Raw genomic sequence first — 26,408 nt, 5'->3', positions numbered from 1 at the left:
AAATAAGCTTACAGCACCAAAAAAGCGCATCATCTTTTCAGATCACGCGCTCTATCCGGTCTTTTTCAAATGAGTGGTACCTATACCCCAGTGCTGTAGAACACAAAAGAATCAGTACACATCGCCCCCCTTTGTGAAAGGTCCAAAACACTACACTACAGGAAGCGTGATTTTAAACTGTGTCCCCTTTCCATGTGTACTGTCTACATGAATAAAGCCTCCGTGATTTTTGATGATCCGATAGCTCACTGCCAGTCCCAAGCCGGTACCGCTTTCTTTTGTTGTAAAAAATGGATCAAATAAACGTGATAATGTATTGTGATCCATTCCCAAACCGTTATCTTCAATGCAAATATGGACATACGAACCTTCCAGCACTGTATGGATATCAATGCATCCCTCACGGTCCTCTCCGATACCTTCGATGGCGTCCATAGCATTTTTGATCATATTGAGAATGACCTGCTTAATCTGCTTTACATCAATCGAAACCTTCATGAGCGTACTATTTTCATCCAGTGCGATTTGACATCCCTTCATCAGCGCCTCGCTTTCGGTCAGCATCACAACCTCTTTCAGCAGACCCATCACAGGTACAGCCGTTTTTTGCGGAGCTGAAGGCTTGGACGAATTCAGAAACTCATAAATAATGTCGTTCGCGCGATCTATCTCTGTCAATATTATACGAGCATACTCATCTCTTCCCAGCTCGACCAGATGCGGCCGCAGTAATTGAATAAAGCCCCGAATGGCGGTAAGCGGGTTACGGATTTCATGAGCAATCGAGGCGGAAATGCGTCCTAACATCGCGAGCTTGTCATTTTGATACGCAGTCTGCTCAATTTGCTTATAATCCGACACATCCTTAACACTGAACAAAAAATCGCCATCCATTTGATCCCCGTAGGTCACCGTAATCAACCAATGCCGACTATATTCATCAATCAACTCATGATAGCGCTTTCTATGAAAGATGGTCTCTTTATATATCCGCATAATTTTCTTCTTCTTAAATCGGCTTAACTCGGGATGATGCAAAATTTGCATCAAGTTGCGACCTGCCAGCGAACTACGCGGCAGTTCCAGCAGTTTGGCCATTTGCACGTTAATAAAGGTCAGTACCCCGTCACTGTCAAACAGCATGATACCACTATCCAGGTTCTCCAGCACATTTTCATACTTGTTATTGGCGATCTGTGTGGAAGGGCAAGCTCCCACGGTATCAAGCAAGGCTTCTTGGAATTCACTGATCATGCCAGGCTTCCCCCTTGTTTCGGAATGATAAACTGGCCGTATCGGACGCTTAACATTTTTTGAAGAAGAGAAAGACATCATCTATCGACTACCCTTCAACGGTTAGAAAACAGATTCACAAAATCCCGGTCATCTCTTTCCAATTGAGAGTCTAATTTTATGATAGACAAGACTTAGGATTCCAGTCAATCAGAAAAAGTGTCGAATTCACATTTTTATCCTGTTTTCTTTCGTCATAATATCCACGCAACATTACCAAAAACGAAATAATAAGTTAGGAATAAGCGCCCTACACACCAAAAAAGCTCTCTAGGTGTGAGAGCTTCTTTGGTGTGTTGGATGTCAACTGCCGCTCTTATTATGCTGAAGCCGAGAGCGTCTCTGGCTCATAATAGCCAGTCTTCTCTTGAGCTCTCCCTGCCATTTTTCATCGTTCATCTGTTTTGCTACCATCAATAAATCCAGAGACATGTCAATTTGGCGCTTCACAATTTCAAACGCATCTTCACTCTCTCGATTCACACAATTCTCAAATATCGTATCATCATCTTCCATGACGTAGTCCTGAAAATCAATCTCGCTTGCCCCGTCTCCATGTGCATACTCCGCCAGAATTTCATACTCATTCTCGACTTTATAATGGACCTCAATGCGACGACATACCGGGCAAAACAGCAAAGGAACATTATGAACTTGGGTGCGGTAATGCTTCAGCGTTCCCTTGGTTCCTACCATGCTTGCTCCACAGCAATAACTCATCCGGGCTCAGCCTCCTCTGAACAAAACCTGTTCCGCCTTGTTTATCCTCTATGTTACCTTATTCGCTTTCACCAGTTGAAATTCCTCTAAAACACAGTAACATTTCCACAATTATTTCTTATTTCACCCTGTACTGTTCACTTCAAACACACATAATTATAAAATCTTTCCCTGCATAACATAGGCAAGCAAGCCCCCAATGTCGGTAAAAAAACCGCTTGTTGGGGGCTTGCAAGTTTAATGTTCAACTTCTTCTGAAGTTTGATTACAGGTTTTTGTCGCCTGGTTTCCAGTTCATTGCACACAAGCCGCCAGATTGCAAAGCTTGCAGCACACGCAATGTTTCTTCTACACTACGACCTACGTCGTTGTGGTTAACCACTTGATATTTCAATTCGCCTTCAGGATCAATGATGAACAAGCCGCGCAATGCAACTCCTTCTTCTTCGATCAGAACGCCATAATCGCTTGCTGTTTTTTTCGTGATATCAGAAGCCAACGGGAAGTTCAATTTGCCCAATCCGTTGTTTTCTTTAGCTGTGTTGATCCATGCTTTGTGGCTGTGTACGGAGTCTACACTGATACCCAGAATTTCAGTATCCAGCTCTTTAAATTGGTCAGCAGCATCGCTCAATGCTGTGATTTCTGTTGGACACACAAAAGTGAAATCCAGTGGATAGAAGAAGAATACGAGCCATTTGCCACGGTAATCGGAAAGCTTCACCGAACCAAATTCTTGACCGTCCCCAGTCACTGTTTCCAATGCAAAATCAGGTGCGGGTCTTCCTACCAATCTTTCTGCCATAATATGAAATCCTCCTTTTAAAATATGTAAGAAAAACATCAAATGTGTTTTCCTCAATCATCTGTATTGTATTAAAACAACTTACTTGATAAATGTTATCATTCGCAGAAATCAAAGTCAATATTGTAACCATTACTTTTTTAGAATTATTTTAAACTAGATTTTGAAAATTCACAATTTATACACATTCACCAGGTTGTACACTTCCGGATATAACAGCAGCTCCTGATTGCTCAGGAGCTGCTGTATCATGTCACTTGCTGTATAATCAGCTCCCTTGTTTCAAGGAAGCCTCTAAACTTTTATCGAATAGCCGCTGCAATCAGATCACCCATTTGGGTTGTCGAGATGGCCTGGGATTTATCCACCGCGATATCGGCTGTGCGATGTCCGGCATCCAGTACCTCAGCTACCGCCTTCTCAATGGCATCAGCAGCTTTCTCATATCCGAAGGTCATACGGAACATTAAAGCAACAGACAGGATTGTTGCAATCGGGTTGGCCAGTCCTTGACCCGCAATATCCGGTGCCGAGCCGTGGACCGGCTCGTACAGACCGAAGCTGCCTTCCCCGAGAGAAGCGGAAGACAGCATACCGATAGACCCAGTCAGCATAGCCGCTTCGTCACTAAGGATATCGCCGAACATATTTTCCGTCACGATAACGTCAAAGCTGGACGGCCGACGCAGCAATTGCATTGCGCAGTTATCAACCAGCACATGTTCCAGCTCAACATCCGGATAGTCTACTGCGACCCGGTTCACCACTTCACGCCACAAACGGGAAGTTTCCAGCACGTTGGCCTTGTCCACCGATGCGAGCTTTTTGCGACGCTTTTGTGCAATCTCGAAAGATTGGCGAACAATGCGCTCCACTTCCATTACATTATATGCGCATGTGTCGACAGCTTCCTCACCCTGAGAACTTTCACGTCTGAACTTCTCACCGAAGTAAATGCCGCCCGTCAGCTCGCGCACAACGATCAGATCCGTTCCTTCCAGCACTTCAGGTTTCAGTGTCGATGCGTCCTTGAGACAATCGAAGACGACAGCCGGACGAAGATTCGAGAACAGGCCCAGCTCTTTACGTATACCCAGCAGTCCTGTTTCAGGGCGAAGCTCCTTCGGATTGTTATCCCACTTGGGACCACCTACGGCTCCCAACAGTACGGCATCTGCAGATTGGCAGACAGCCAGCGTTTCTTGCGGCAAGGGTGTACCCTTCTCATCAATTGCTATTCCACCGAACAGTGCATGCTCCGTTTCAAATGAGTGACCAAACACTTCCTCCGTACGCTTCAAAATTTTCTCTGCCTCAGCGACCACTTCCGGTCCGATTCCGTCCCCAGCTATTACCGCAATCTTTTTCACGTCTGCCATCACGTACACTCCTCTTATTTTACAGCCTTACGGGCGTATTATTTATATCTTCTTTGTAACATACATGGCAGGGCTTTGACCAAGATATAGAATCTATCAATTAATAGGCTTAGCCTATAAGCTGAAAATCTGTAGTAAGACAAAATAAAACAGGACCGGAAATACCCGATCCTGTAAATTCCAAATGGCTTGATTCGCAACCATTAGGACTTGTAATCTACACGATTGCTGTAGTTTTTACGCTTGTCAATCAAGCCATTCAAAGCATCCACATAAGCGCGGGCACTTGCTTCCAGAATGTCAGTGCTTACCCCACGTCCCTGTACAGACAGCTCGTTTTGGGTCAACACGACATGCACTTCACCAAGAGCATCCTTCCCTTGGGTAACAGACTTGATCGAGTAATCCGAAAGAACGACTACCTCGCTGCTGGCTTGGTCAATCGCATTGTAAATCGCATCGACCGAACCGTTCCCTTCAGCTTCCGTCTCAATAACCTGACCTTCGTCGGTAACCAGACGTACCTTGGCGGAAGGGGTAGCCTCGTTGCCATAGGTTACGAAAATCGTTTCCAGCTTGAAGACTTCTGGTGAATCAGCCAGTTTTTCTTCCAGTAGCGCCAGGATATCATCATCCGATACTTCTTTCTTCCGATCAGCCAAATCCTTGAATTGTCCGAATGAGCGGTTCAGCTCCTCTTCGCTCAATTCGTAGCCCAGCTCGATCAAACGTTCGCGGAAAGCATGGCGACCGGAATGCTTGCCCAGTACCAGCTTGCTCTCCTTCAGACCAATACTTTCTGGCGTCATGATTTCGTAGGTCGTTTTTTCCTTCAACATGCCATCCTGGTGAATACCCGATTCATGCGCAAAAGCATTTGCTCCAACAATCGCCTTGTTGCCCGGCACGACCATGCCCGTCAGGCGGCTGACCATACGGCTCGTACGTGCGATCTCGGACAGTTGTAGAGACGTTTTGGCCTGGAAAAATTCCTGTCTCGTCTCCAGCGCCATTGCGATTTCCTCAATAGCGGTATTTCCGGCGCGTTCACCGATACCGTTAATGGTGCCCTCAATCTGATCCGCCCCGTTCAGGATCGCAGCCAGTGTATTAGCCGTAGCCATTCCTAGATCGTTGTGGCAATGTGCGCTCAATTGAACCTTTTCCACATCAACCACATTTTCCTTAACATGCTTGAAAATGTTGCCGTATTCATATGGTGTCAAGTAACCCACGGTATCCGGAATATTGACGACAGACACACCTTCCTGTACAGCCATCGTGACCATTTCCACCACAAAGTCAAGTTCTGTACGACCTGCATCCTCCAGGGAAAACTCTACCTTAGGTAAATACTTTAACCCGTAACGAATAGCTGAACGGGCAGTCTCCAATACCTGTGCCTTCTCCATCCGCAGCTTATACTGACGGTGAATTGGAGAAGTAGCCAAAAAGATATGGATACATGGGTCTTGGGCTCCCTTAAGTGCCTCGCGGACCGCATCAATATCCTGTTCCCTTGCACGTGAAAGACCAATAACCGTTGAATTTTTGACTGCCTTGGCAACCGCATTAACAGCGGCCAAGTCACCCGGAGAAGCAGCCGGGAATCCAGCTTCCATACGGTCAATACCCAGTTTTTCCAACTGATGGGCGATCTCTACTTTCTCACGGGTATTCAAGTTCACACCAGGTGACTGTTCTCCGTCTCTCAACGTTGTGTCAAATATATATATTTTGCGCAACGCAACGCACCTCCCTCAGGATAGAAGCATTAAATTACAATGCGGCTCACGCAATAAGCAGGGCCGCATTGTAAAATTACATTATGAATGAATCATGTTTTCGAACTCGTTGTACAAAAAGATCTTATTTTTTGATCCAGTGCATCATTTCGCGCAATTGTCCGCCCACCACTTCAATCGGATGGTTAGCTTCATTACGACGAGTAGCCGTCAGGAATGCACGTCCGGATTGATTTTCAAGGATAAAGTCACGAGCAAATTTACCTTGTTGAATGTCAGTCAATACGTCTTTCATTGCTTTCTTCGTATCTTCTGTTACGATACGTGGTCCAGTCACATAGTCGCCATATTCCGCTGTGTTACTGATGGAATCGCGCATTGTTGCCAATCCGCCTTCATACATCAGGTCAACGATCAGCTTAAGCTCATGCAAGCATTCGAAGTAAGCCATTTCAGGAGCATATCCTGCTTCAGTCAGCGTTTCAAAACCCGCTTTTACGAGTGCGCTCACGCCGCCACACAATACCGCTTGCTCACCGAACAGATCCGTTTCCGTTTCTTCACGGAAGGAGGTTTCGATCACGCCTGCACGTGTACAGCCGATACCCTTGGCATAAGCAAGACCGATTTCTTTCGCTTGACCCGTTGCATCCTGCTCGATTGCGATCAGACCCGGTACGCCAAAACCTTCTACATAGGTACGACGTACCATATGACCTGGGGATTTTGGAGCAACCAACAGTACATCGCTATCTTTAGGAGCAACGATTTGTCCGAAATGAACGTTGAAACCATGGGAGAATAAAAGAGCTGCACCTTTTTTCAGGTTAGGTTCAATTTCATTTTTGTACACAGAAGCTTGTGTTTCATCCGGCAACAAAATTTGAACCACATCTGCACGGCTTGTTGCATCAGCCACGTTCAGAACTTCAAAACCGTCGTTTCTTGCAACATCTGCCGATTTGCCTTCACGCAAACCGATAACAACATTCAGACCACTGTCACGCAAGTTTTGTGCTTGAGCATGTCCTTGGCTACCGTAACCGATAACGGCAACTGTTTTTCCTTTCAATACGCTGAGCTCTGCATCTTTTTCGTAGTACGTTGTAACTGCCATGGTTAATTTCCTCCTTTTAATTGGACCCTTCATAATGAGCGGGTACTCCAAGAGACTCTGCCTCGTTACCAAAACTTGAAAATCTCTTCGAGCCCCCGCTCTTATGCGGGCGGTTCTTTATTGATGTAATGCGCTATAAGCGGTAATTCGTTAAAGCTCCGTATTAAGCATTGCCACGTATCATGGCCGTAACCCCGGTTCGGGTCAGCTCACGAATACCGTAAGGCTTCAACAACTCGATCATGGCATCAATTTTCTCGGTATCGCCAATGACCTGAACAATCAAGCTCGTCGTTCCAACATCAACTACTGCTGCTCTAAACGTTTCCACGACACCCATAATTTCTGGCCGTTGAGGTGGTTCTGCTTTCACCTTAATCATCGCCAACTCCCGTGAAACCATCGGCTTGGAGCTAAGATCAATAACCTTGATTACATCAACCAGCTTGTAAAGCTGCTTTTCAATCTGCTCCAGATTATTCTCGTCACCTATAGTCACAATGACCATACGGGATAATCCGACTTCCTCCGATTGGCCCACAGTAATGCTCTCGATATTAAAACCACGGCGACCGAACAGGCCAGACACACGCTGCAAAACGCCGGGATGATCATTTACCAGTACAGCAATGGTATTTTTAATCGTCATTTTACTCGTCCCCCATCAGCATTTGATCAATCGTCGAACCTTGCGTCACCATCGGATATACATTCTCTTCCTTGCTGACCACAAACTCGACAACGACCGGTCCGGGTGTATCAAGCGCCTCCTGCCAAGCCCGACGTGCCTCTTCCTTATTCGTAGCACGCAGTCCTTTTACGCCGTATGCCTCAGCCAGTTTCACAAAATCCGGGCTTCCTGCCAGATCAATATGGCTATAGCGATTGTCATAGATCAATTCCTGCCATTGACGCACCATTCCCAGCACCTGATTGTTGATGATCACGATTTTGACCGGGATGTTATTGATTGCACAAATGGCCAGCTCCTGCGAACACATCTGCATGCCGCCGTCTCCGTTAATCGAGATAACCAGTCTGTCGGGATTCGCCATCTGAGCGCCAATCGCGGAAGGGAAACCAAATCCCATCGTACCCAGCCCACCGGATGTCACCCATGAACGCGGCTGATTGAATTTATAATACTGCGCCGCCCACATTTGATGCTGACCCACGTCCGTCGTTACGATTGCGCCGCCTTTGGTCGTTTCATCCAGCAGCTCGACAACCCATTGTGGCTTAAGCACTGTATCCGAATCCTTATAAGAATAAGGCTTTTCATTCTTCCATTGTTGAATTTGTGCTCTCCACGCATCCGCTTGATTCGCGCGTTTCACATCCTGATTCAGCAATTCCAGTACCGCCTTCACATCGCCTACAATCGGAATGTCTGTCGGTACGTTTTTGCCGATTTCAGCAGGATCGATATCAATATGAACGATTTTGGCGTGAGGAGCAAAGCCATCCAGCTTGCCTGTCACCCGGTCATCAAAGCGGGCACCGATACAGATTAGCAAATCCGACTGTTGAATCGCCTGATTGGAGGTGTACGTTCCGTGCATCCCCGGCATTCCCGTCCACAGTTCATGACCACTTGGAAAACCGCCCAATCCCAGCAATGTTGTCGTAATCGGAATTTCCGTTTTGCGAACAAACTCATAAAGTGCCTCATGTCCACCGGAGTAAACAACCCCGCCACCTGCCAGAATAAATGGGCGTTTCGCTTCAGCAATAGCCTGAGTCAGCTTGTCTAGCTGAATTTTGTTGGGCAATACCTTCGGGTTATAACCTCGCATGGTCACAGGTCCCATTTGCGGAACAAACAGCGTTTGGGCTGCCGATATATCCTTCGGAATATCAATCAGTACCGGACCCTTGCGTCCCGTGTTGGCAATATGGAACGCCTCATGAATGATCCGCGGCAGATCCTCTACATCTCTTACCAGATAGCTGTGCTTCGTAATCGGCATCGTGATTCCCGTGATGTCAGCTTCCTGGAAAGCGTCCGTGCCGATCAGGGAGGATATAACGTTGCCTGTGATGACCACCAACGGCACCGAATCCATAAAAGCCGTTGCAATGCCGGTTACCAAGTTGGTTGCTCCAGGTCCGGAAGTCGCGATACAGACGCCGACTTTACCACTGGCACGTGCGTAACCATCTGCCGCATGAATGGCTCCCTGCTCGTGACGGGTGAGGACATGCTTGAAATCCTCAAAGCCGTACATGGCATCATAAATGTAAAGCACTGCACCACCGGGGTATCCGAAGACACAATCTACTCCCTCCAGCAATAGGCTACGGAGTAAAATTTCCGAACCTGTAATCACTTCAGGTTTCATCCACTTTTCACGTAATTCATCGGTTGACCGAACTTCAGGAATTTGTGCACTCATTGGTCATCCTCCTTTACAAAATTTACATACATCTGACATTTGTAAAAACAAAAAAACCTTCCATCCCTAGAACAGACTTGCTGTTACTGAGGGACGAAAGGCTGTAGCTTCCGTGGTACCACCCGTGTTTGCCCGATACTTCGCAATATCGAACCTTGGCAGGTACAGAAATCACAAAGGATCTCCATATCTGGCGTCTGTAACGTAGACCGTACGATTTTCCCTAATAGGTGATTCAGCGCACCGCTAAATATCATCGGGCCCAAATACTTTTCAGGAAAACAGCTCCAAGGTGAGCTCGTTAAAAAGGGATTTTGGTGAAGCTTGCAGCTAATGCCTCACTCTCTGAACAAAAGAGCCCTAATCACTTCGTCCTTTTCATTGCCGTTGAGTTCATGTCATTCTTTCAAATGTTTAGACACATTATATGTCCCCCATCTGGGATAGTCAATACCCAGATTTCATAAAAATTTATGTTTTTCCTCCAGGGTACCTCTGAGTCGCACGCTTGCAAGAGCTACCCGCATATTATAAAAAAGACCACACGGCGAGACTGTGCGCACCTCCAAAGCCTCGTCTTGCCTTGTTAAAAGGTGGAAAAGGAGGCACACTTATGATCCGCAAACGCAGCGCCCAAGATGACAGCATGATCCTTCGCCTGATCGAACAAGAGCTTGTCCCCCTGTCCCATTTAGGCGCACAAGAAATAGATCAAATACGTAAAGAATTACCCCGGCGCTTAAACCGGGGCATCACTTTTGTCGCTTGCAGACCCGATAATGCACAGCCTATCGGCTTCATTCATGTCATGCTGCATGGAGAACTGCTGTACATTGATTTGATCGCAATCTCTTCGTCTCATCAAGGCCAGCGCTATGGAAAAAAACTGCTGAAGCATGCCGAACAATACGGGCGACTACGACGCTGCAAGCGGGCAAAAGTCATGGTAGATGAAGACAATATCCGTGGAATCCGCTTTTATCTGCATAACCATTACCAAATGCTACGATACGTCTCCCTGAGTCGATGCCATGAACTTGAAAAAATACTGTGAAAAAGTGGATCCTTCAGCTCTTAATTCCATTAGCCTAGAATACATTGGGGTAAAACGGATAACCTTCTCCGGGGTATCCCCCATCTGTATATGGGCCGTACTGAGGGGCACCGTATCCCGGACCGCCATATCCTGGTCCCCCATAACCTGCTCCGTATCCAGCAGCGTAAGGAGCCGTGCCGATGGCAAGCAAGTCAAACAGCACCAGGGGAATTATCGCCTTCGTCTTTACATTTTTCTTATGATTTGGCTGAAGAATCAGTCGGTTACCCGAAATGCGAATCAGCTTGCCGCTGACCTGGGAACCATCCTTGCGAGTAGCCAGAATGACTTTGCCGACAAGCTTCTCCACCTGCTTTCTGGTTACTGCCTGTTTCATCATATTTCCTCCTTCTTTCTCAACGGATGGACAGATTGAACGGCTCCTTGATAGCTCACCGCCACCACAAAACAGACTGGAGCTGACAGGGGCCGAGCGTTCGTCCAATCTGCATAACACAGTCTATTCCATCTATGCCAGAAGCGTATGTTTAAATGCCTGCACAACCTAAAAAAATCCGGTGCCTGCGAATGCAGATACCGGATTTGGGAAAAAATACAATTTACTGATTTCAAGACAAACAGTCTTAGCTGCCCGTATACTACTAGCGCTTGCTTGGATCATAGAGCTGACCCAAAGCAGCCGGAGCACGCGAACGTCCTACGGCCGCTACCAGTACAATAATCGTCAGGAGATATGGCAGCATAAAAATAATTTCCTGGGGAATACTTTGCGACCATGCAAACAACTGCACATAGTTGCGAATGGCCTGAGAAAAGCCAAAGAACACAGCTGCGCCAAAAGCGCCGAGCGGGTTCCATTTCCCGAAAATCATAGCAGCAATGGCAATATAACCTTGACCGGATACCGTATTATGCGAAAACATATTTGTCGTCGTCAAGGTGATCGTAGCTCCGCCAATACCAGCCAATGCGCCGCTGATCATGACCCCGATATAACGCAGTCGGTTCACCTTGATACCAACGGTATCTGCAGCACCCGGATGCTCTCCGACAGAACGCAGGCGCAAACCAAACGGCGTTTTATACAAAGTGAAATATCCAATAATGACTAATAATATGGCCAAATAGGTCGTTGGATAGGCTTGGAAAAAAGCTTTACCTGCAATCGGAATATCAACTAGATAGGGAATCGATATTTCGCTAAACCCCTGAATTCGCCCAGTATCGCCATCACCCTCAAATAAAAGCTTAACCATGTATAGCGTACTGCCTGCCGCCAAAAAGTTAATAACAATCCCGCTTATAACCTGGTCAGCTTTAAACGTAATCGAGGCTACAGCATGAATCAGCGAAACCAGAATGCCGAATACCGCTGCCGACAGTACACCTACCCAAGCGGCAGAGGTTCCCCCCAGCCCTGCCTGTTCCGCATAAAATCCGCCCACACCCGCCGCAAACGCCCCGAACACCATAAGACCTTCCAGCCCGAGGTTCGTTACACCGGATTTTTCTGAAAAAACTCCACCGAGAGATGCAAATATAATCGCCGTCGCAAAAACGAGCGTTGTATGGATTAATTCACCAAGTGTTAACCAACTCATTTTACAACACCTTCTCTTTCTTCCGCTTGGAGTAGAGCGGCTTCACAACCCAACGAACAATTCCCTGAGCTGCAATAAAGAAAATAATCGAGCCAATGACAACCCGAATAATTTCGGGCGGTACATCCGCGCTAAAGCTCATCCCCGCAGAACCATACGTAAGCGTTCCAAACAAAACAGAGCCCAGCAGTACACCAAATGGATTATTCATCCCGATGAGGGCTACGGCGATACCATCAAAGCCGGTCCCCGGCGATCCTGACATAACGGATTGATAATGGAACACACCCAGCACTTCAAAGGCACCCGCCAATCCGGCAAAAACACCACTAATAAACATCGCTTTTACGATATTACGATTCACATTCATGCCTGCATAGCGGGATGCGTCCTGATTAAATCCGACAGCACGCAGCTCATAGCCCTGCTTGGTTTTCCACATGAAAATATAGAAAAACACCGCCGCCAGCACAGCAATGGCGGTCCCCCAATGAACCCGGGCATTTCCCATCATCTGTGACAGCCATTCAATCGAAATCGAAGCGGAAGGTTGAATATCCACGGAACGATTTTCACCTTCCATGAGTGCGAACTGGTTAATCACCAGGTTAGCCAAATACAGACCAATCCAGTTCATCATAATACAGGTGATAACCTCATTAACGCCACGCTTGGCCTTCAAATAGCCAGCAATTGCAGCCCATAGACCCCCGAATACCGCCCCAGCAATGATTGCCAGTGGCGCATGAATAATAGCAGGCAGTCCATGCAGCTTGATGCCCACAATCGAAGCAGCCGTCATACCCACCAGAAATTGACCTTCGCCGCCGATGTTAAACAATCCGGCACGGGCAGCAAAAGCAAATGCCAACCCCGTCAAAATCAGTGGAGTCATCTCACGGATTGCCTCGCCAAAGTTGTATGAGTCTCCGTACACACGGCTAAATAGTGCAGAATACGCCACAATGGGATCATAGCCGCCAATCATCATCACGACAGCACCCAGAAGAAGACCCAAAATAATAGAGACCAGCGCCAGAACAAAGGAGTCTTTCGTAAATATTTTCAATAGGTTAGCCATTCTCTACTCCTTTCTTCACTGCACTTCCGGCCATCATCAGTCCCAATTCCTGATCATTCGTTTCTTCCGGTAGCACTTCCCCGACAATCTTGCCCTCATAGATGACAGCAATTCGGTCGGAAACATTCATAATTTCGTCCAGTTCAAAAGAAATGAGCAATACCGCTTTGCCTTGATCCCGCTGGGCAATCAGTTGTTGCTGGACGAATTCAATCGCTCCAACATCCAGCCCCCGTGTAGGTTGGGCCGCAATGAGAAGGTCTGGATTTTTATCTATTTCACGCGCAATGATTGCCTTTTGCTGATTACCACCAGATAATGCTCTCGCCTTGGTATGAATATCCGGCGTTCTCACATCAAATTTCTCAATGAGACTTTTCGCCTGCTTATCAATAGCCTCTTTGTTCAGAAAGCCGTTTTTACTGTAAGGAGCCTGATAGTACGTTTCCAGAACCATGTTTTCGCTCATGGAAAAATCGAGTACCAACCCGTGTTTATGCCGGTCCTCCGGGATATGCGAAACGCCTGCCTCTGAAATTTTACGTGGTGACTGATTCGTCATCTCTTGTCCGAGCAATCGGATGTGCCCGCCATCGACCTTACGTAAACCGGTCAAAGCTTCAATCAACTCACTCTGTCCATTTCCATCTACTCCGGCGATTCCTAAAATCTCACCTGCCTTGACTTGAAGGTTCAGCTCATTCAGAACGCTAATGCCATCCTTGTTTTTAGAGACCACATTGCTCATTTCCAGAACGGTTTGTCCCGGCTTCACAGGCTGCTTGTCCACTTTAAAGGACACACGGCGGCCTACCATTTTCTCTGCCAGGTCATTCGGCGTCGTTTCTGATGTCTTGACCGTATCAATGACCTGACCCCGGCGAATAATCGTAACTGTATCTGCAATTTGCATGATTTCTTTCAATTTATGAGTGATCAGAATAATGGACTTGCCTTCAGCTACCAGACGTTTCATAATGTCCAGCAACTCAATGATTTCCTGTGGAGTCAGTACCGCTGTCGGCTCGTCAAAGATCAGGATATCTGCACCACGATAGAGCGTTTTTATAATTTCCACACGCTGTTGCATGCCGACGGATATATCTTCAATTTTGGCATTCGGATTCACTTGAAGGCCGTACTGCTCAGACAACCGCTTTACTTCGGCGGCAGCCTTTTTATAATTGATTTTCAGACCTTTGCGTGGCTCCGAGCCCAGGACAATATTTTCGGTGACAGTAAACGGCTGCACGAGCTTAAAATGCTGATGCACCATGCCAATCCCCAAATCAATCGCCTTATTAGGGCTATCAATCAGTACTGGTTTTCCACCGATTTCTATCGATCCTTCATCCGGCTGATACAGTCCGAAAAGAATATTCATAAGCGTAGATTTACCCGCACCATTCTCACCCAAAAGGGCATGAATTTCTCCCTTATGCAGCTTGATGCTGATGGAGTCGTTGGCAACGATGCCGGGGAATCGTTTTGTAATTTGCTTTAACTCAACGACGGGGGTCGCTGCATCCATGAGATCACCCTTATATACTTTATAGTATGTGCTCCAATGAGCTGATTTACCGTTATGATCTGTATAACTCCAGACGTAAGAACAAGGCTAGTCTTGTGAACCAGCCTTGTCGCCACCTTTATTTATCTTGCAAGCCAAATCTTACTTCGAAGGAACTGTAATTTCACCCTTAATAATTTTTTGCTTGTATTGTTCTACGAGATCAAGCACGTCTTTAGGGACATTTTTACTGGATGTATCCGCCAAGCCAATTCCGTTATCTTTCAAAGTCAGCGTTTCGATACCGCCCTTAAATTTACCGTCGATAACTTCCTGGGATACGCGTTTTACGGCTTCATCCACACGTTTGACCATTGAAGTCAACGTTACATCATCACCAAACTCAAGCGATTGGTCTTTATCTACACCGATAACCCATACTTGCTGACCTTGTTGCTTCCGTGCGAGTGCTTCGTTAAATACGCCTGTACCCGATCCGCCAGCTGCGTGGAAAATAATGTCCGCACCGCTGTTGTAGATCGTTGCAGCCGCTGCTTTACCCAGATCCGGCTTATCAAACGCACCTGTGTAGTTTACTTCCAATTTTGCATTTGGATTTACTGCTTTAATACCCGCTTCAAAGCCCTTTTCAAAACGTTTGATCAGCGGGCTATCTTGTCCACCCACAAAACCGATTTTGTTTGTTTTGGTGAGTTTACCAGCTACAACCCCAACCAGGAAGGAACCTTCATTTTCAGCAAAAACAACCGATTTTACATTAGGCGCATCTACGACACTGTCGATGATCGCCAGATTTTTGTCCGGGTTGTCTTTCGCTACTTGTCCAATCGCATTCGCCAGATTAAAACCAATACCCCAAGTCAGGTTAAAACCGCCCTTAACAAATTGGTTCAGGTTAGGAATATAATCTTGATCCGATTTACTTTGCAGGTATTTAGCCTTAGCACCTGTTTCTTTTTCAATGGCTTGCAATGCTTCCCATGCAGATTGGTTAAACGATTTGTCATTTACTCCACCTACATCTGTAACCATGCCGATTTGGACATTCGATGTTTTGGCAGAACCACCTGCGTCTCCTCCACTTGCATTGGACGCGCCTTGATTTTTGTTACCGCAGCCTGCGAGAATGACCGAGATCGCTAGCAGCATAACCAAAGACATACTGAACATTTTCTTCATGCTGATACTGTTCCCCCTTAGTGTTAGATCCCTGGACTGTCTCTTTTCTCTGAAAATGGGCACGTCATACATGCCATTTACTGTCGAGACAGATCCTACAGAAGACTTACTTTAGAGATTATACAATTATGATCGACTAAAATCCAGATGATTAATAACCTTGGGTCAATTTTTTTTGAAAATTGATTAATGTAAGCGCTGCACCTATTGCAAAATCCATACATTCTGTCATCACACGTCATCTTTATTCGTATTTTGAATAATTTGGACTTTTTTATTTCGTTAAGTATGTACAAAAAAAGGCATCCCTACACAGCATACTGCTCGGGATACCTTTTCAACCACTTTCGCGGTTTCAACGCCTTCATTTCAATAATTAAGCGTTGATTTTGCCTTTAGCAACAGTTGCCAAAGAGTTGAACGCATTGATATCGTTGACTGCAAGATCAGCCAAGATTTTGCGGTTAATGTCCACACCAGCCAATTTCAGGCCGTGCATCAGTTTGCTGTAAGACAAACCGTTCAAACGAGCTGCTGCATTGATACGCACGATCCACAGTCTGCGGAAGTTACGTTTCGTCTGACGACGGTCACGGTATGCGTAAACAAGCGATTTCATTACCTGCTCGTTAGCTGTTTTAAAAATGCGGTGTTTGGAACCAAAATAACCTTTAGCAAGCTTCAATACTTTTTTATGACGACGACGAACGACGAATCCGCCCTTTACTCTTGCCATATCAAAAGACCTCCCAAATAATGTTTATGCTTCATTCATTGCCGTGCTGTGTGCTATTTCAGGTTAGCAAGACCTTGTTTCAGACGCTTAACGTCCCCAGGTGACATCTCAGGGTTAGTACCCAGAACGCGTTTTGCACGTTTGGATTTGTGGGAAAGCAAGTGGTTTTTGTAAGCTTTGTAACGCATTACTTTACCAGTACCAGTAATCTTGAAGCGGCCTTTAAGGCTGCTATGTGTTTTCATTTTAGGCATTGAACTTCCTCCTTAATTTGTCATTGACTCTTTGGAGCCAATATCATAATCATGCTGCGTCCTTCGAGCTTGGGTTGGCGCTCCACGGTACAAAGATCAGCAACTTCCACTTTCACACGTTCGAGAATTTTTTGACCCACGTTAGCATGGGTAATTTCCCGACCGCGGAAACGAACGGAGCATTTCACCTTGTCCCCTTCATTCAGGAACTTAACCACATTGCGAAACTTGGTCTGGTAGTCATGCTCCTCGATGTTGGAACGGAACCATACCTCTTTGATGTCAACGATCTTCTGGTTTTTACGGGCTTCCTTTTCCTTCTTCTGTTGCTCATAGCGGAATTTTCCGTAATCCATAATCCGACACACGGGCGGCTTCGCTTGAGGCGCCACGTTTACGAGATCCAGGTTTGCGTCAATCGCCATTTGCAGAGCTTCACGAGTCGGTGTAATCCCGATTTGTTCCCCGTTAGCACCAACCAGACGTACTTCTCTCACCCGAATCTCATCATTGATCATATGTTCCTTACTAATAACCCTCCACCTCCAGAACCTGTTATTGTTGTATTGTCTTAAAGCACAAAAAAGGGATGACGACTATGCAGCCGACATCCCTGTCTGATACTCAATTCATCATGAAAGTTCAATTCACAAATCATTGGATCAAGACCAGCCGGCGATACCGGACAGGTGAGAAGTCGGACCTTCTACTTATAATCCATACTTTTCAATTAACATACTTGAACATCTTATCACGCAACTCATCAAAGTGTCAACACATTAATTCAAAACAGTTGACACTTAGGATCTGCGATACATTCATGCCCTCCTGCATTTAGCCCTGCTTACTTTGAACTTCTTCCAGCCGAACAACACGCGTATGCTGGGTGTGGCTCCATTGCTTGTTGTTTTGCGTGAAGAACGCATAAAACGTAATCGGATACCACGAAATCAGATAGACAGGGAACAGCAGTAAATAAAGATACACTTTTTTGGACGTGACCTTCTCCAGGATCATCGCGATCACAAAGGTTAGAATGTTCAAACTAACTGCTATAACACCAGTCCAAGCTGGTAATTGTACATAGATATTTTCGATATTAGGTCCCCCGAAGAACGCAATATCCACCCACATCGCTGCTGTCATCAAGAAAGTGAACAGTACGATGTACACATTCAGACCATAGAGGGCCATATCGAATTTGATCAGACTTCTATGCTTGATGCTCTGCCACAGCAGTGGGAAGAAATAACGGCGAGCGACTGTAAAGTGACCCTGCATCCAGCGCAGACGTTGTCTGGAGGAAGCTTTAAAAGTCAACGGCTTCTCGTCGTATACCTTGGCATCATAATTAAATCTTGGATATACATTACGTTGCGTACAGCGCATGGTAAACTCCAAATCCTCTACCAGACTCGTCGCACCCCAGCCCATTTCTTTGAGCAGATTCGTTTCAAAGCACATGCCTGTACCACCAAGAAAGTTAGCCATGTTCAGGTTGTGACGAGACAACTGCCACAAACGGTTGATGTACCAGTAAGATACTCCGTATGCCGCAGTAATCCATGAATCCTCAGGATTCTTAGTATCAATGTACCCTTGGATAACACGGGCACCTGTGCACAAGTCGTTGTTCATTTCACTCAAGAAATTCGTATGTGCCAAATTGTCAGCATCAAACATGACAATCGCATCATATTGACGTGGCATAGCCCACAATTCCTTGAGCATCCACTCAATGGCGTAGCCTTTACCACGTAAATTCGGATTCGTACGTTCACAAGCATTCATACCGTGTGCGCGAACGATATCCGCCGTCTTGTCCGTGCAGTTATCACAAATAACGAATACATCGTACAGTTCCTTTGGATAATCAAGTTGCTTCAAGTTCTCCATCAATGCTCCAACAACCTGTTCCTCGTTGTGGGCAGCGACCAAAATGGCAAATGATTTTTCCGGAGCCGCATTCTCTTTCCTTTTTTTGCGAACCAGACCGAACAAGGAGAATCCAAACTGATAGACCGCGATCAGCGCCAGTATAATCTGGAGCGTCACGAAAATGGCGTCTAACATAATCTCTTGTTACCCCCTTTTTTTATACCCCTTAAAAATCTTGCGTTTGTTTGTTTTCTATCTGTGTAGCGCAAGTTGCGGCGCTTTGCGCGCCTTTTTTTTGTAGTTTTTGACCCGACCCTTGCTTTTTTCATTGACTGTGCTCAGCCCCCTATTGGCTGACACAGGAACGCCATTACGATTTTCGTTGGTTTTCAAGCTTTTGTCAAAGCCTTAAAACCGTTCTCAGCAGCAAAAAAACACGACAAACTCCGGTTTGAACCAGGAATGCGACGCTGAGCCTTTCATTCATGACGATAGGTCTTATTTTCATCCATTTGCTAACTTTTTATTTCTTTAGTCCCTCCTTTTTGTGAGCCATTTAACGGCCACTTCTAAATACTCTATCGTATTAGACGAATGAACGCAAAGAAAGTTATACAATTCAACTTATATTCCATTAACATTTTTGTGTAGAATTGAACCAGATAAGTTGTGATTCTTGAAATGAGCAGCGTTTAAAAATATGATGAGAGCAAGAGAATAATTACTTATCGCCTGATTCTGTTCAAGTGATTCAAAATATTTGCCGACCAACCCGGCACGGCAACCGGAGGAAACTAAATGCAACGTCTAGTCGTAAAACTTGTAAATCTGGAGCAGCAGTTGTTCAAATGGATCAACGGACGCTTACACAATCGTTTTTTGAACTTCTGGCTTTATTATCTTACACATCTGGGTGGAGCGACCTTTACAATCACCTCCACACTGCTTGTATGGCTGCTTGCTCCGCTTCCATGGAAGGAATCCGGTATGAAGGGGGCCATCGCTCTTGGAGTCAGCCACATCCCTGTAGCCATCGCCAAAAAGCTGTACCCGCGGATTCGTCCGTACCTGGCACTGCCAGATACGAATACGTTCCGTAATCCCCTGTCGGATCATTCTTTTCCTTCGGGGCATACAACCGCTATTTTTTCGGTGACTGTTCCTTTTATGCTACAGTCACCCATGCTAACACTGCTTTTGCTGCCTATCGCGCTGATTGTGGGTTTTTCCCGAATTTACCTGGGACTCCACTATCCTACGGATGTACTCGCAGGAGCGGTCATCGGCACATCAGCAGCAATAGGAACGGTTGCATTCTGGCCTTAAAGCCGATATGGTATGATTGAGAACATCCCAGCAGGAACAGGTGAAATGAGAGTGGCTAAAAAACGAGTGTTATTATTATCGGAAGGTTTCGGTGCCGGACATACTCAAGCTGCGTACGCGCTCTCAAGCAGTTTGCGCAAGCTTTCTCCGAATGTGCAGACCAGAGTGCTGGAATTAGGGAGCTTTTTGAATCCGAGAATGGCTCCGCTCATTATTACAGCGTACAAGAAGACTGTCATATCGCAGCCTCGCCTGATCGGAATGGTTTACCGTCATCAGTATAAAAAATCATTAAACCGTCTTACAACGCTCGCTTTGCACCGTCTGTTCTACACGCAGACTCGAAACATTCTTCGGCAGCTTCGTCCTGATTTGGTGGTATGCACTCATCCCATCCCAAGTGCAGTGATTTCACGTTTGAAGCGCTTGGGCTTACATGTCCCGCTTTGTACTGTCATTACAGACTATGATGCTCATGGAACATGGATCAGTCCCGAGGTTGACCGGTACTTTGTATCCACACCTGAGGTCATGCGCAAGCTGCGCATACGTGGAGTGCCCATGTCGAAAATTCAAGTAACGGGTATTCCGGTTCATCCGAATTTCTGGGAGCATCCTGGGCATGACGAAATCCGGGACCAATTCGGTCTTAAGCCGATTCCCACCGTACTCGTTATGGGCGGCGGCTGGGGTCTGATGAACGACGAAGTCATTCATCGCTCGCTTACCCATTGGAGAGAAAACATTCAATTTATTTTTTGTCTGGGTCATAATGATAAAATTCGTCGTAAATTGCAGTTGGACCCCCGCTTCAATCATCCGAATATTCATATTTTCGGATTTACGCGGGAAATCGACAAATTAATGGAGGTATCGAATCTGCTCATTACCAAGCCCGGCGGAATGACATGCACCGAGGGGCTGGCAAAAGGGATTCCGATGTTGTTTCACAAACCTCTCCCCGGACAGGAAGAAGAAAATTGTCAATACTTTACGGCTCAAGGCTTCGGAGAACCGATTACTTCGCTTGATGTTGTCGTTAAATGGATGAACCGGCTATTACACGAATTTCCGGAAATCGTTCGCAAACGGCAGGATCACGTTCATAATGTAGCGCGATATTATCCTCTTCAGAGTGCACAGAGTATTTTGGATATACTGGAACCAAACAGGGTGCTTTCCTAAAAAGGAAGCACCCTGTTTTATTTTATGATTTACCATACTTCTCAAGACGTATTTTCTCATACTCTTCTAAAGCATCTTTGCCGATTAGCACCTCGACACGATGGATGTTCATGCCTTTGCCCATAAATTTATGCTCATATTCAGTCATGACATGCTCTTCGTTGATACCCTCACGATGAAGGTTCAACGATATGTTCGTCATTTGCAAACCGCTGTCGGCAAATGAATTCAGCGAGAACTCAAACAGCGTCTCCGAATCGGTTTTGAAATGAATTTGTCCCTTGCTGTTTAAAAGCTGACGGTACTTGTCCAAAAAGCGCGGATGCGTCAAGCGACGACGCGCATGCTTGGCTTTAGGCCACGGATCGCTAAAATTCAAATAAATACGCTCAATTTCCCCAGGTTCAAAAACATTCTCAATCTGTTCAATGTTCGCCAGCGCCAATTTGATATTAGGCGGCGTATCAACCTCTGTGTCACTCCAGGCCAGACGCGACTTTTCCGCAGCACGACGCACCAGCTCATCATACATATCAAAGCCAATATAATTGATTTCCGGATTCCGATAGCTCATTTGACTGATAAACCGACCTTTGCCCATACCGAATTCCACATGAATCGGACGATCATTGCCAAAAAGCTGCTGCCACTTTCCTTTATACTGTCCCGGCTCCAAGATAACCAGGTCCTGCTGTTCTTCCAAACTTTCTCGTATTCCTTTTCTTCCGCGTAAACGCATGTTACTCCTCCATATGCTCTGTTATCAAGGAAAAAGGAATCTCACCCCCGCTTGAAGATACGGAAATGAAATTCCTTTTTCAATATATTTGGATTGGGGTCCAACTAGTTTAATTGTTCATAGTCTACCCCATCAGCAGGTGAAAAATCAATCGTCTTTTGGCAAGCAGCTCTGATTTTTTGACGTGCGGCCGTTCCAATCTGGCGGTCTTGCCCAAAACGGACACCAGTCAGCGCCAATGCCTCATCAAAGGTTAACTCAACAGTAACTTTATCCATACGCGTTTTATCCTGCGTACTCATAAAAGATCACCTCACGGGTTATTAGTGATGGAACCGACGTGCATTTACCCTAAAGCAGGCGATAGAAGCAGCATAGCTGCCCTGAAAAATAATCATTAGCCGATGGTTAACTTTTATTTTCAGGATCGAAAACATTCCTTTTATAGTATGTCTGGTACCGCTTACAATATAACACATGGTGTAACATTTTTCAATCCTGAATCCAATAAAATCCGCACTTTCTCTTGCCTTTCGCTGTCAAGTGATTCCCAATTCCGACTGATTTTTGTTACAATAGGGTGATCGCAAAAAAAAGGAGTACACCCATGAAAACAGATTTGTTGCCTGCTCCTCTCCTGTGGGGAGATAAACGGTTCCATACGTGGAATTACGAAATGCGCGAGCAATTTCATAATAAAGTGTTCAAAGTCATGCTGGATGCAGGTTTTACCTGTCCGAACCGGGATGGTTCCATTGCCAAAGGAGGCTGCACCTTTTGCAGCGCACGGGGATCTGGTGATTTTGCCGGACGCCGCCGGGACGATCTCGTCACCCAATTCAATACGATTCGGGACCGACAGCATCTAAAATGGCCAAATGCCAAATATATCGGCTATTTTCAAGCCTATACCAATACGTATGCCCCGGTTGAGGAGCTACGCGAATACTTCGAGGTTATTCTGGAGCAGCCCGGCGTTGTTGGTCTGTCCATCGCTACACGTCCCGATTGCCTGCCTGACGATGTAGTGGATTACCTTGCAGAGCTGAACGAGCGCACATACCTGTGGATCGAAATGGGCCTGCAAACCGTACATGAATCCACCTCGGAGCTGATTAACCGCGCCCATGACACTCAATGCTATCTGGATGCGGTGGAAAAGCTGCGCAAGCGCAATATCCGCGTGTGCGCGCACATCATTTACGGACTGCCGCAGGAAACGCATGAAATGATGCTGGACACAGGTCGTGCAGTGGCGGCTATGGATGTGCAGGGCATCAAAATCCACCTGTTGCATCTTATGCGCAAAACGCCGATGGTCAAGCAGTATGAAGCCGGATTGCTTCGCTTTCTGGAAAAAGATGAATACGTCAAGCTGATCGTCGATACGCTGGAATTTTTGCCGCCCGAAATGATCGTTCATCGGTTGACCGGGGATGCACCACGCGATTTGCTGATGGGTCCGATGTGGTCGCTCAAAAAATGGGAAGTGCTTAACGCCATTGACGATGAGCTAAAATCACGGGAAACGTGGCAAGGTAAGTATTGGAGGCAGCCTTAAATGGGCTTCCTGTCTGTACTGAGCTACGCTCATCAATTGGTAGCTGCGCGAGTCCAGCCGGGCGATACCGCTATAGATGCCACAGTCGGCACCGGAGCGGATACGCTGTTCCTGGCTAAGGCTGCCGGAAGACGGGGACGTGTCTATGGCTTCGATATCCAGCAGGAGGCTTTGCAGCTCGCTCGTCGTCGGCTGGACGAAGACGAATCCCCCTCACTGGCGGAGGTATCGCTTTTGCTGCAAGGTCATGAGCAGATGCGGGAGGCCGTTCCCGACAAGCTGCATGGCAAAGTCGCTGCGGTCATGTTTAACCTCGGCTACTTGCCCTCCGAAGGCGCTGATCCATCTGTTATCACGCATACCGACAGTACACTCGCCGCTCTTGATGCGGCACTGTATCTGCTGCGCCCGCGCGGTATTCTGACCGCCGTACTGTATCCGGGGCACGCCGGAGGCGGCGAGGAAGCAAAAGCTGTCCTTCAATGGGCCTCCACCGTCCCGATATCCAGTGGTCAAAGCATTATTTACCGCCAATTACAACGAGCTGCTTCGCCTTACGTAGTGGCGGTTGAAAAGAAATAATGTCGTATTTTTAAATTCGCATATTCAGGTTATGAGCGGCTTTTTAGCCGCCTTACATATATCTTTTTTTGAGCGTCGTACGGGCTATTCACCCCAGCTTTATTGCCCCAGCGGCACGTTTCTGATTTCCCTATTCTGTTAGGTCGCACTCATTACTCATTATGGAGGAGAGAAATTATGCTAAAGCCATACCCGCTGCAATTTCAACCTGAGTTCAAAGAGAGAGTTTGGGGAGGACGAGCCTTAGAGCAATTCGGTTTGACCCCGCCGGAAGGACATATTGGGGAAGGATGGATGATTGCTGATCATCCAAATGGAACCACAACGGTCATCAATGGCGAGCTGGCTGGCAAGGGGCTGGATGAAATTCGCGAAACCTACGGGCAGGACTGGCTCGGGGCCAAGGGCGTATCGGAAAAAGGCGGACGTTTTCCGCTTCTGATCAAGCTGCTGGATTGCAATGACGATCTGTCCGTGCAAGTGCATCCGACAGACGATTATGCAGGACTTCCAGCTGGAGAGCTGGGAAAAACCGAAATGTGGTACGTGCTTGATGCCAAGCCGGATGCCAAAATTATTTACGGTCTGACCGAGGGCGTGACCCCGGACAGCCTGCGTACCGCTCTTGAAAGCGGAGACATCCTGGGTAGCTTGCGTCAGGTTCCTGTTGAGGCAGGCGACACATTTTTCATCCCTGCTGGAACCGTACATGCGTTATGTGCAGGCGTTGTTGTTGCTGAAATTCAGCAAAATTCAGATACCACCTATCGGTTATATGACTACAACCGTCCTGGTCTGGATGGCAAGCCCCGTGAGCTGCATATCGAGGATTCCCTCAATGTGACCTCTTACGAGGGGGCTGGTGCAACAACAATGAAGACAGGCGGTTTACAGCCGGGTGAATGGCTTCAGCTCGCAGCCTGTGAGTATTTTGTTGTGGAAAAGGGTATCGTAGAGGGAAGCTGGGCGCTTTCTACAACCGATGACAGCTTTACCATTCTCGTGATTTGCGAAGGCAGCGGTACATTAACGTGGGACAATCATTCGTCGTCTCTCTCCTGCAAAGCTGGAGATTGCTTCCTGCTCCCCGCTAATCTGGGTGGTTACACGCTGAATGACGGAATGACTGTCCTTAGATCGTATCTTCCTTAAAGCTTAAAGGGTGTGTTGTCTAACTTATGCAGGAATATACCTTCACCATCGCTGAAAATGACGGAACGGAGCTTTTTGCCTACCGTTGGCTACCGGATCAGCATACGCCCGTGCGGGCAATCGTTCAGATTTCGCACGGGATGTGCGAGACGTCCTACCGTTATATTCGCTTAGCTGAGAAGCTTACAGCTTCCGGCTATGGTGTATATGCCAACGATCATATCGGCCACGGACGTACCGCTGGTGATTCTGATAAGCTTGGCATGCCGGGAGCGAATGCATTCCAACGAATGGCAAGCGGTATGCTGGATCTGGGCGAAATTGCGGCCAAGGAGTTTCCGGATCAGCCTCGTTTTTTGCTGGGTCACAGTATGGGGTCCTTTTTAACCCAGAAAATCATGTATGATGACAGGCAACAGTATCACGGGTTTATTTTATCGGGAACGAACGGGCGACGTGGCCTGCTGAAACTTGGAGAGCAAGTTGCCCTGCTGCAAGCCAAACTGCAAGGAATGGATCACCGCAGCATGCTGCTCAACGCAATGGTCTTCGGCGGATTTAATCGGGCCTTTCGTCCGGTGCGTACGGCGTTCGACTGGTTATCCCGCGATCCCGAGGAAGTAGATCAATTCGTACATGATCCGTTATGCGGTGCCATTTGCACGACAGGCTTTTTTCTGGATTTTTTCCGGCTTTTGCAGGAAATTCATTGGCCCTCGTCACTCGAGAAAGTCAATCCCAAGCTGCCTGTCTATATTTTTGCCGGAGATCGTGATCCGGTAGGGTTGTTCGGTAAAGGTGTTCTAGCGCTGGTGGATATGTACCGGAGTCTGAAGCTTCAGGATGTAGAATATCGTCTCTATCCTGACGGCCGACATGAGATGCTGCATGAAACGAACCGCGATGAGGTCATGAACGATATCGTTGATTGGCTGGATCGCCATATTCACACAGCAGCGACCACCGTTTCTATTATGTCTGGAGATTCAAAGGCATCTTCATAATTAGCTCTTAATAAAAAGAAACCTTCAAACCACGTTTAAAGTGAGTTTAAAGGTTTCTTTTTGTGTTTACTTTTTACTTTGAGGTTG

26 protein-coding genes are annotated in these 26,408 nt (G+C 46.7%); 7 read left to right on the top strand and 19 right to left on the bottom strand.

Annotated elements, in window-relative coordinates; genetic code table 11:
- Positions 1–150 precede the first annotated feature (150 nt).
- From HPL003_RS15220 to ilvB, 8 genes are all read right to left on the bottom strand, one after another.
- Complete coding sequence (locus HPL003_RS15220; protein WP_014280571.1) at positions 151–1,254, bottom strand: ATP-binding protein; 1,104 nt, start codon at positions 1,252–1,254, stop codon at positions 151–153.
- A gap of 342 nt (positions 1,255–1,596) precedes the next feature.
- Positions 1,597–2,013, bottom strand: coding sequence for a hypothetical protein (locus HPL003_RS15215; protein ID WP_014280570.1), 417 nt, complete (start codon positions 2,011–2,013; stop codon positions 1,597–1,599).
- A 265-nt stretch (positions 2,014–2,278) separates the two neighbouring features.
- Positions 2,279–2,818: a peroxiredoxin gene (locus HPL003_RS15210; RefSeq protein WP_014280569.1), complete on the bottom strand. Its 540-nt coding sequence runs from the start codon at positions 2,816–2,818 to the stop codon at positions 2,279–2,281.
- 302 nt (positions 2,819–3,120) lie between these two features.
- A complete protein-coding gene (gene leuB, locus HPL003_RS15205) occupies positions 3,121–4,197 on the bottom strand; it encodes a 3-isopropylmalate dehydrogenase (RefSeq protein WP_014280568.1) in 1,077 nt (358 codons plus the stop codon).
- A 203-nt stretch (positions 4,198–4,400) separates the two neighbouring features.
- A complete protein-coding gene (locus tag HPL003_RS15200; protein ID WP_014280567.1) occupies positions 4,401–5,942 on the bottom strand; it encodes a 2-isopropylmalate synthase in 1,542 nt (513 codons plus the stop codon).
- Positions 5,943–6,066: 124 nt separating this feature from the next.
- A complete protein-coding gene (gene ilvC, locus HPL003_RS15195; protein WP_014280566.1) occupies positions 6,067–7,059 on the bottom strand; it encodes a ketol-acid reductoisomerase in 993 nt (330 codons plus the stop codon).
- A gap of 163 nt (positions 7,060–7,222) precedes the next feature.
- Positions 7,223–7,708: an acetolactate synthase small subunit gene (ilvN, locus tag HPL003_RS15190; RefSeq protein ID WP_014280565.1), complete on the bottom strand. Its 486-nt coding sequence runs from the start codon at positions 7,706–7,708 to the stop codon at positions 7,223–7,225.
- A gap of 1 nt (position 7,709) precedes the next feature.
- Entirely contained in the window at positions 7,710–9,455 is a 1,746-nt protein-coding gene (gene ilvB, locus HPL003_RS15185; RefSeq protein ID WP_014280564.1) for a biosynthetic-type acetolactate synthase large subunit, read from the bottom strand.
- Between the two features lie 613 nt (positions 9,456–10,068).
- On the opposite strand from ilvB, the gene HPL003_RS15180 reads away from it, so the two are divergent.
- A complete protein-coding gene (locus tag HPL003_RS15180) occupies positions 10,069–10,509 on the top strand; it encodes a GNAT family N-acetyltransferase (RefSeq protein WP_014280563.1) in 441 nt (146 codons plus the stop codon).
- Between the two features lie 34 nt (positions 10,510–10,543).
- On the opposite strand, the gene HPL003_RS15175 is transcribed toward HPL003_RS15180, so the two are convergent.
- From HPL003_RS15175 to HPL003_RS15135, 9 genes are all read right to left on the bottom strand, one after another.
- A complete protein-coding gene (locus tag HPL003_RS15175; protein WP_014280562.1) occupies positions 10,544–10,888 on the bottom strand; it encodes a hypothetical protein in 345 nt (114 codons plus the stop codon).
- Between the two features lie 265 nt (positions 10,889–11,153).
- A complete protein-coding gene (locus HPL003_RS15170; protein WP_007429521.1) occupies positions 11,154–12,113 on the bottom strand; it encodes an ABC transporter permease in 960 nt (319 codons plus the stop codon).
- A gap of 1 nt (position 12,114) precedes the next feature.
- Positions 12,115–13,194 carry an ABC transporter permease gene (locus tag HPL003_RS15165; RefSeq protein WP_014280561.1) on the bottom strand — a complete coding sequence of 360 codons (1,080 nt, stop codon included), beginning with the start codon at positions 13,192–13,194 and terminating at the stop codon, positions 12,115–12,117.
- Positions 13,187–14,725, bottom strand: a complete 1,539-nt coding sequence (locus HPL003_RS15160; RefSeq protein WP_014280560.1) for an ABC transporter ATP-binding protein — start codon at positions 14,723–14,725, stop codon at positions 13,187–13,189. Before HPL003_RS15160 ends, HPL003_RS15165 begins: the two co-directional genes overlap by 8 nt.
- Before the next feature lie 141 nt (positions 14,726–14,866).
- The gene (locus HPL003_RS15155; RefSeq protein ID WP_014280559.1) at positions 14,867–15,904 is read right to left on the bottom strand and encodes a BMP family lipoprotein; all 1,038 of its coding nucleotides are present in this window, start codon (positions 15,902–15,904) and stop codon (positions 14,867–14,869) included.
- Between the two features lie 376 nt (positions 15,905–16,280).
- On the bottom strand, positions 16,281–16,640 hold the full coding sequence (gene rplT, locus HPL003_RS15150) for a 50S ribosomal protein L20 (protein ID WP_007429517.1): 360 nt from the start codon (positions 16,638–16,640) through the stop codon (positions 16,281–16,283).
- A 53-nt stretch (positions 16,641–16,693) separates the two neighbouring features.
- Positions 16,694–16,894, bottom strand: a complete 201-nt coding sequence (rpmI, locus tag HPL003_RS15145; protein ID WP_014280558.1) for a 50S ribosomal protein L35 — start codon at positions 16,892–16,894, stop codon at positions 16,694–16,696.
- A 20-nt stretch (positions 16,895–16,914) separates the two neighbouring features.
- Positions 16,915–17,412 (bottom strand): translation initiation factor IF-3, encoded by a 498-nt coding sequence (gene infC, locus HPL003_RS15140; RefSeq protein WP_014280557.1) that lies wholly within the window; start codon positions 17,410–17,412, stop codon positions 16,915–16,917.
- Between the two features lie 316 nt (positions 17,413–17,728).
- Complete coding sequence (locus HPL003_RS15135; RefSeq protein ID WP_014280556.1) at positions 17,729–18,967, bottom strand: glycosyltransferase family 2 protein; 1,239 nt, start codon at positions 18,965–18,967, stop codon at positions 17,729–17,731.
- Positions 18,968–19,570: 603 nt separating this feature from the next.
- On the opposite strand from HPL003_RS15135, the gene HPL003_RS15130 reads away from it, so the two are divergent.
- Positions 19,571–20,098, top strand: coding sequence for a phosphatase PAP2 family protein (locus HPL003_RS15130; protein ID WP_014280555.1), 528 nt, complete (start codon positions 19,571–19,573; stop codon positions 20,096–20,098).
- Positions 20,099–20,149: 51 nt separating this feature from the next.
- Positions 20,150–21,283, top strand: a complete 1,134-nt coding sequence (locus HPL003_RS15125) for an MGDG synthase family glycosyltransferase (protein WP_420795066.1) — start codon at positions 20,150–20,152, stop codon at positions 21,281–21,283.
- Positions 21,284–21,305: 22 nt separating this feature from the next.
- Here the strand turns inward: HPL003_RS15125 and trmB are convergent, their stop codons facing one another.
- Positions 21,306–22,022, bottom strand: coding sequence for a tRNA (guanosine(46)-N7)-methyltransferase TrmB (gene trmB, locus HPL003_RS15120; RefSeq protein WP_014280553.1), 717 nt, complete (start codon positions 22,020–22,022; stop codon positions 21,306–21,308).
- A gap of 104 nt (positions 22,023–22,126) precedes the next feature.
- On the bottom strand, positions 22,127–22,324 hold the full coding sequence (locus HPL003_RS15115) for a hypothetical protein (RefSeq protein WP_014280552.1): 198 nt from the start codon (positions 22,322–22,324) through the stop codon (positions 22,127–22,129).
- A gap of 305 nt (positions 22,325–22,629) precedes the next feature.
- Between HPL003_RS15115 and mnmL the strand changes: the two genes are divergently transcribed.
- The 4 genes from mnmL (at position 22,630) to HPL003_RS15095 (ending at position 26,321) form a co-directional block, all read left to right on the top strand.
- Positions 22,630–23,583 carry a tRNA modification radical SAM protein MnmL/YtqA gene (gene mnmL / locus HPL003_RS15110; RefSeq protein WP_014280551.1) on the top strand — a complete coding sequence of 318 codons (954 nt, stop codon included), beginning with the start codon at positions 22,630–22,632 and terminating at the stop codon, positions 23,581–23,583.
- Positions 23,584–24,165, top strand: a complete 582-nt coding sequence (gene mnmM / locus HPL003_RS15105; RefSeq protein WP_014280550.1) for a tRNA 5-(aminomethyl)-2-thiouridylate-methyltransferase MnmM — start codon at positions 23,584–23,586, stop codon at positions 24,163–24,165. It begins immediately after the preceding gene.
- 177 nt (positions 24,166–24,342) lie between these two features.
- Positions 24,343–25,317 (top strand): type I phosphomannose isomerase catalytic subunit, encoded by a 975-nt coding sequence (locus HPL003_RS15100; RefSeq protein ID WP_014280549.1) that lies wholly within the window; start codon positions 24,343–24,345, stop codon positions 25,315–25,317.
- Positions 25,318–25,343: 26 nt separating this feature from the next.
- The gene (locus HPL003_RS15095; RefSeq protein ID WP_014280548.1) at positions 25,344–26,321 is read left to right on the top strand and encodes an alpha/beta fold hydrolase; all 978 of its coding nucleotides are present in this window, start codon (positions 25,344–25,346) and stop codon (positions 26,319–26,321) included.
- Positions 26,322–26,408 lie beyond the last annotated feature (87 nt).

This window comes from Paenibacillus terrae HPL-003 (genome assembly GCF_000235585.1).
In the GTDB taxonomy this organism is placed as follows: domain Bacteria; phylum Bacillota; class Bacilli; order Paenibacillales; family Paenibacillaceae; genus Paenibacillus; species Paenibacillus terrae_B.
This window is presented reverse-complemented; position numbering and strand designations above follow the sequence as displayed.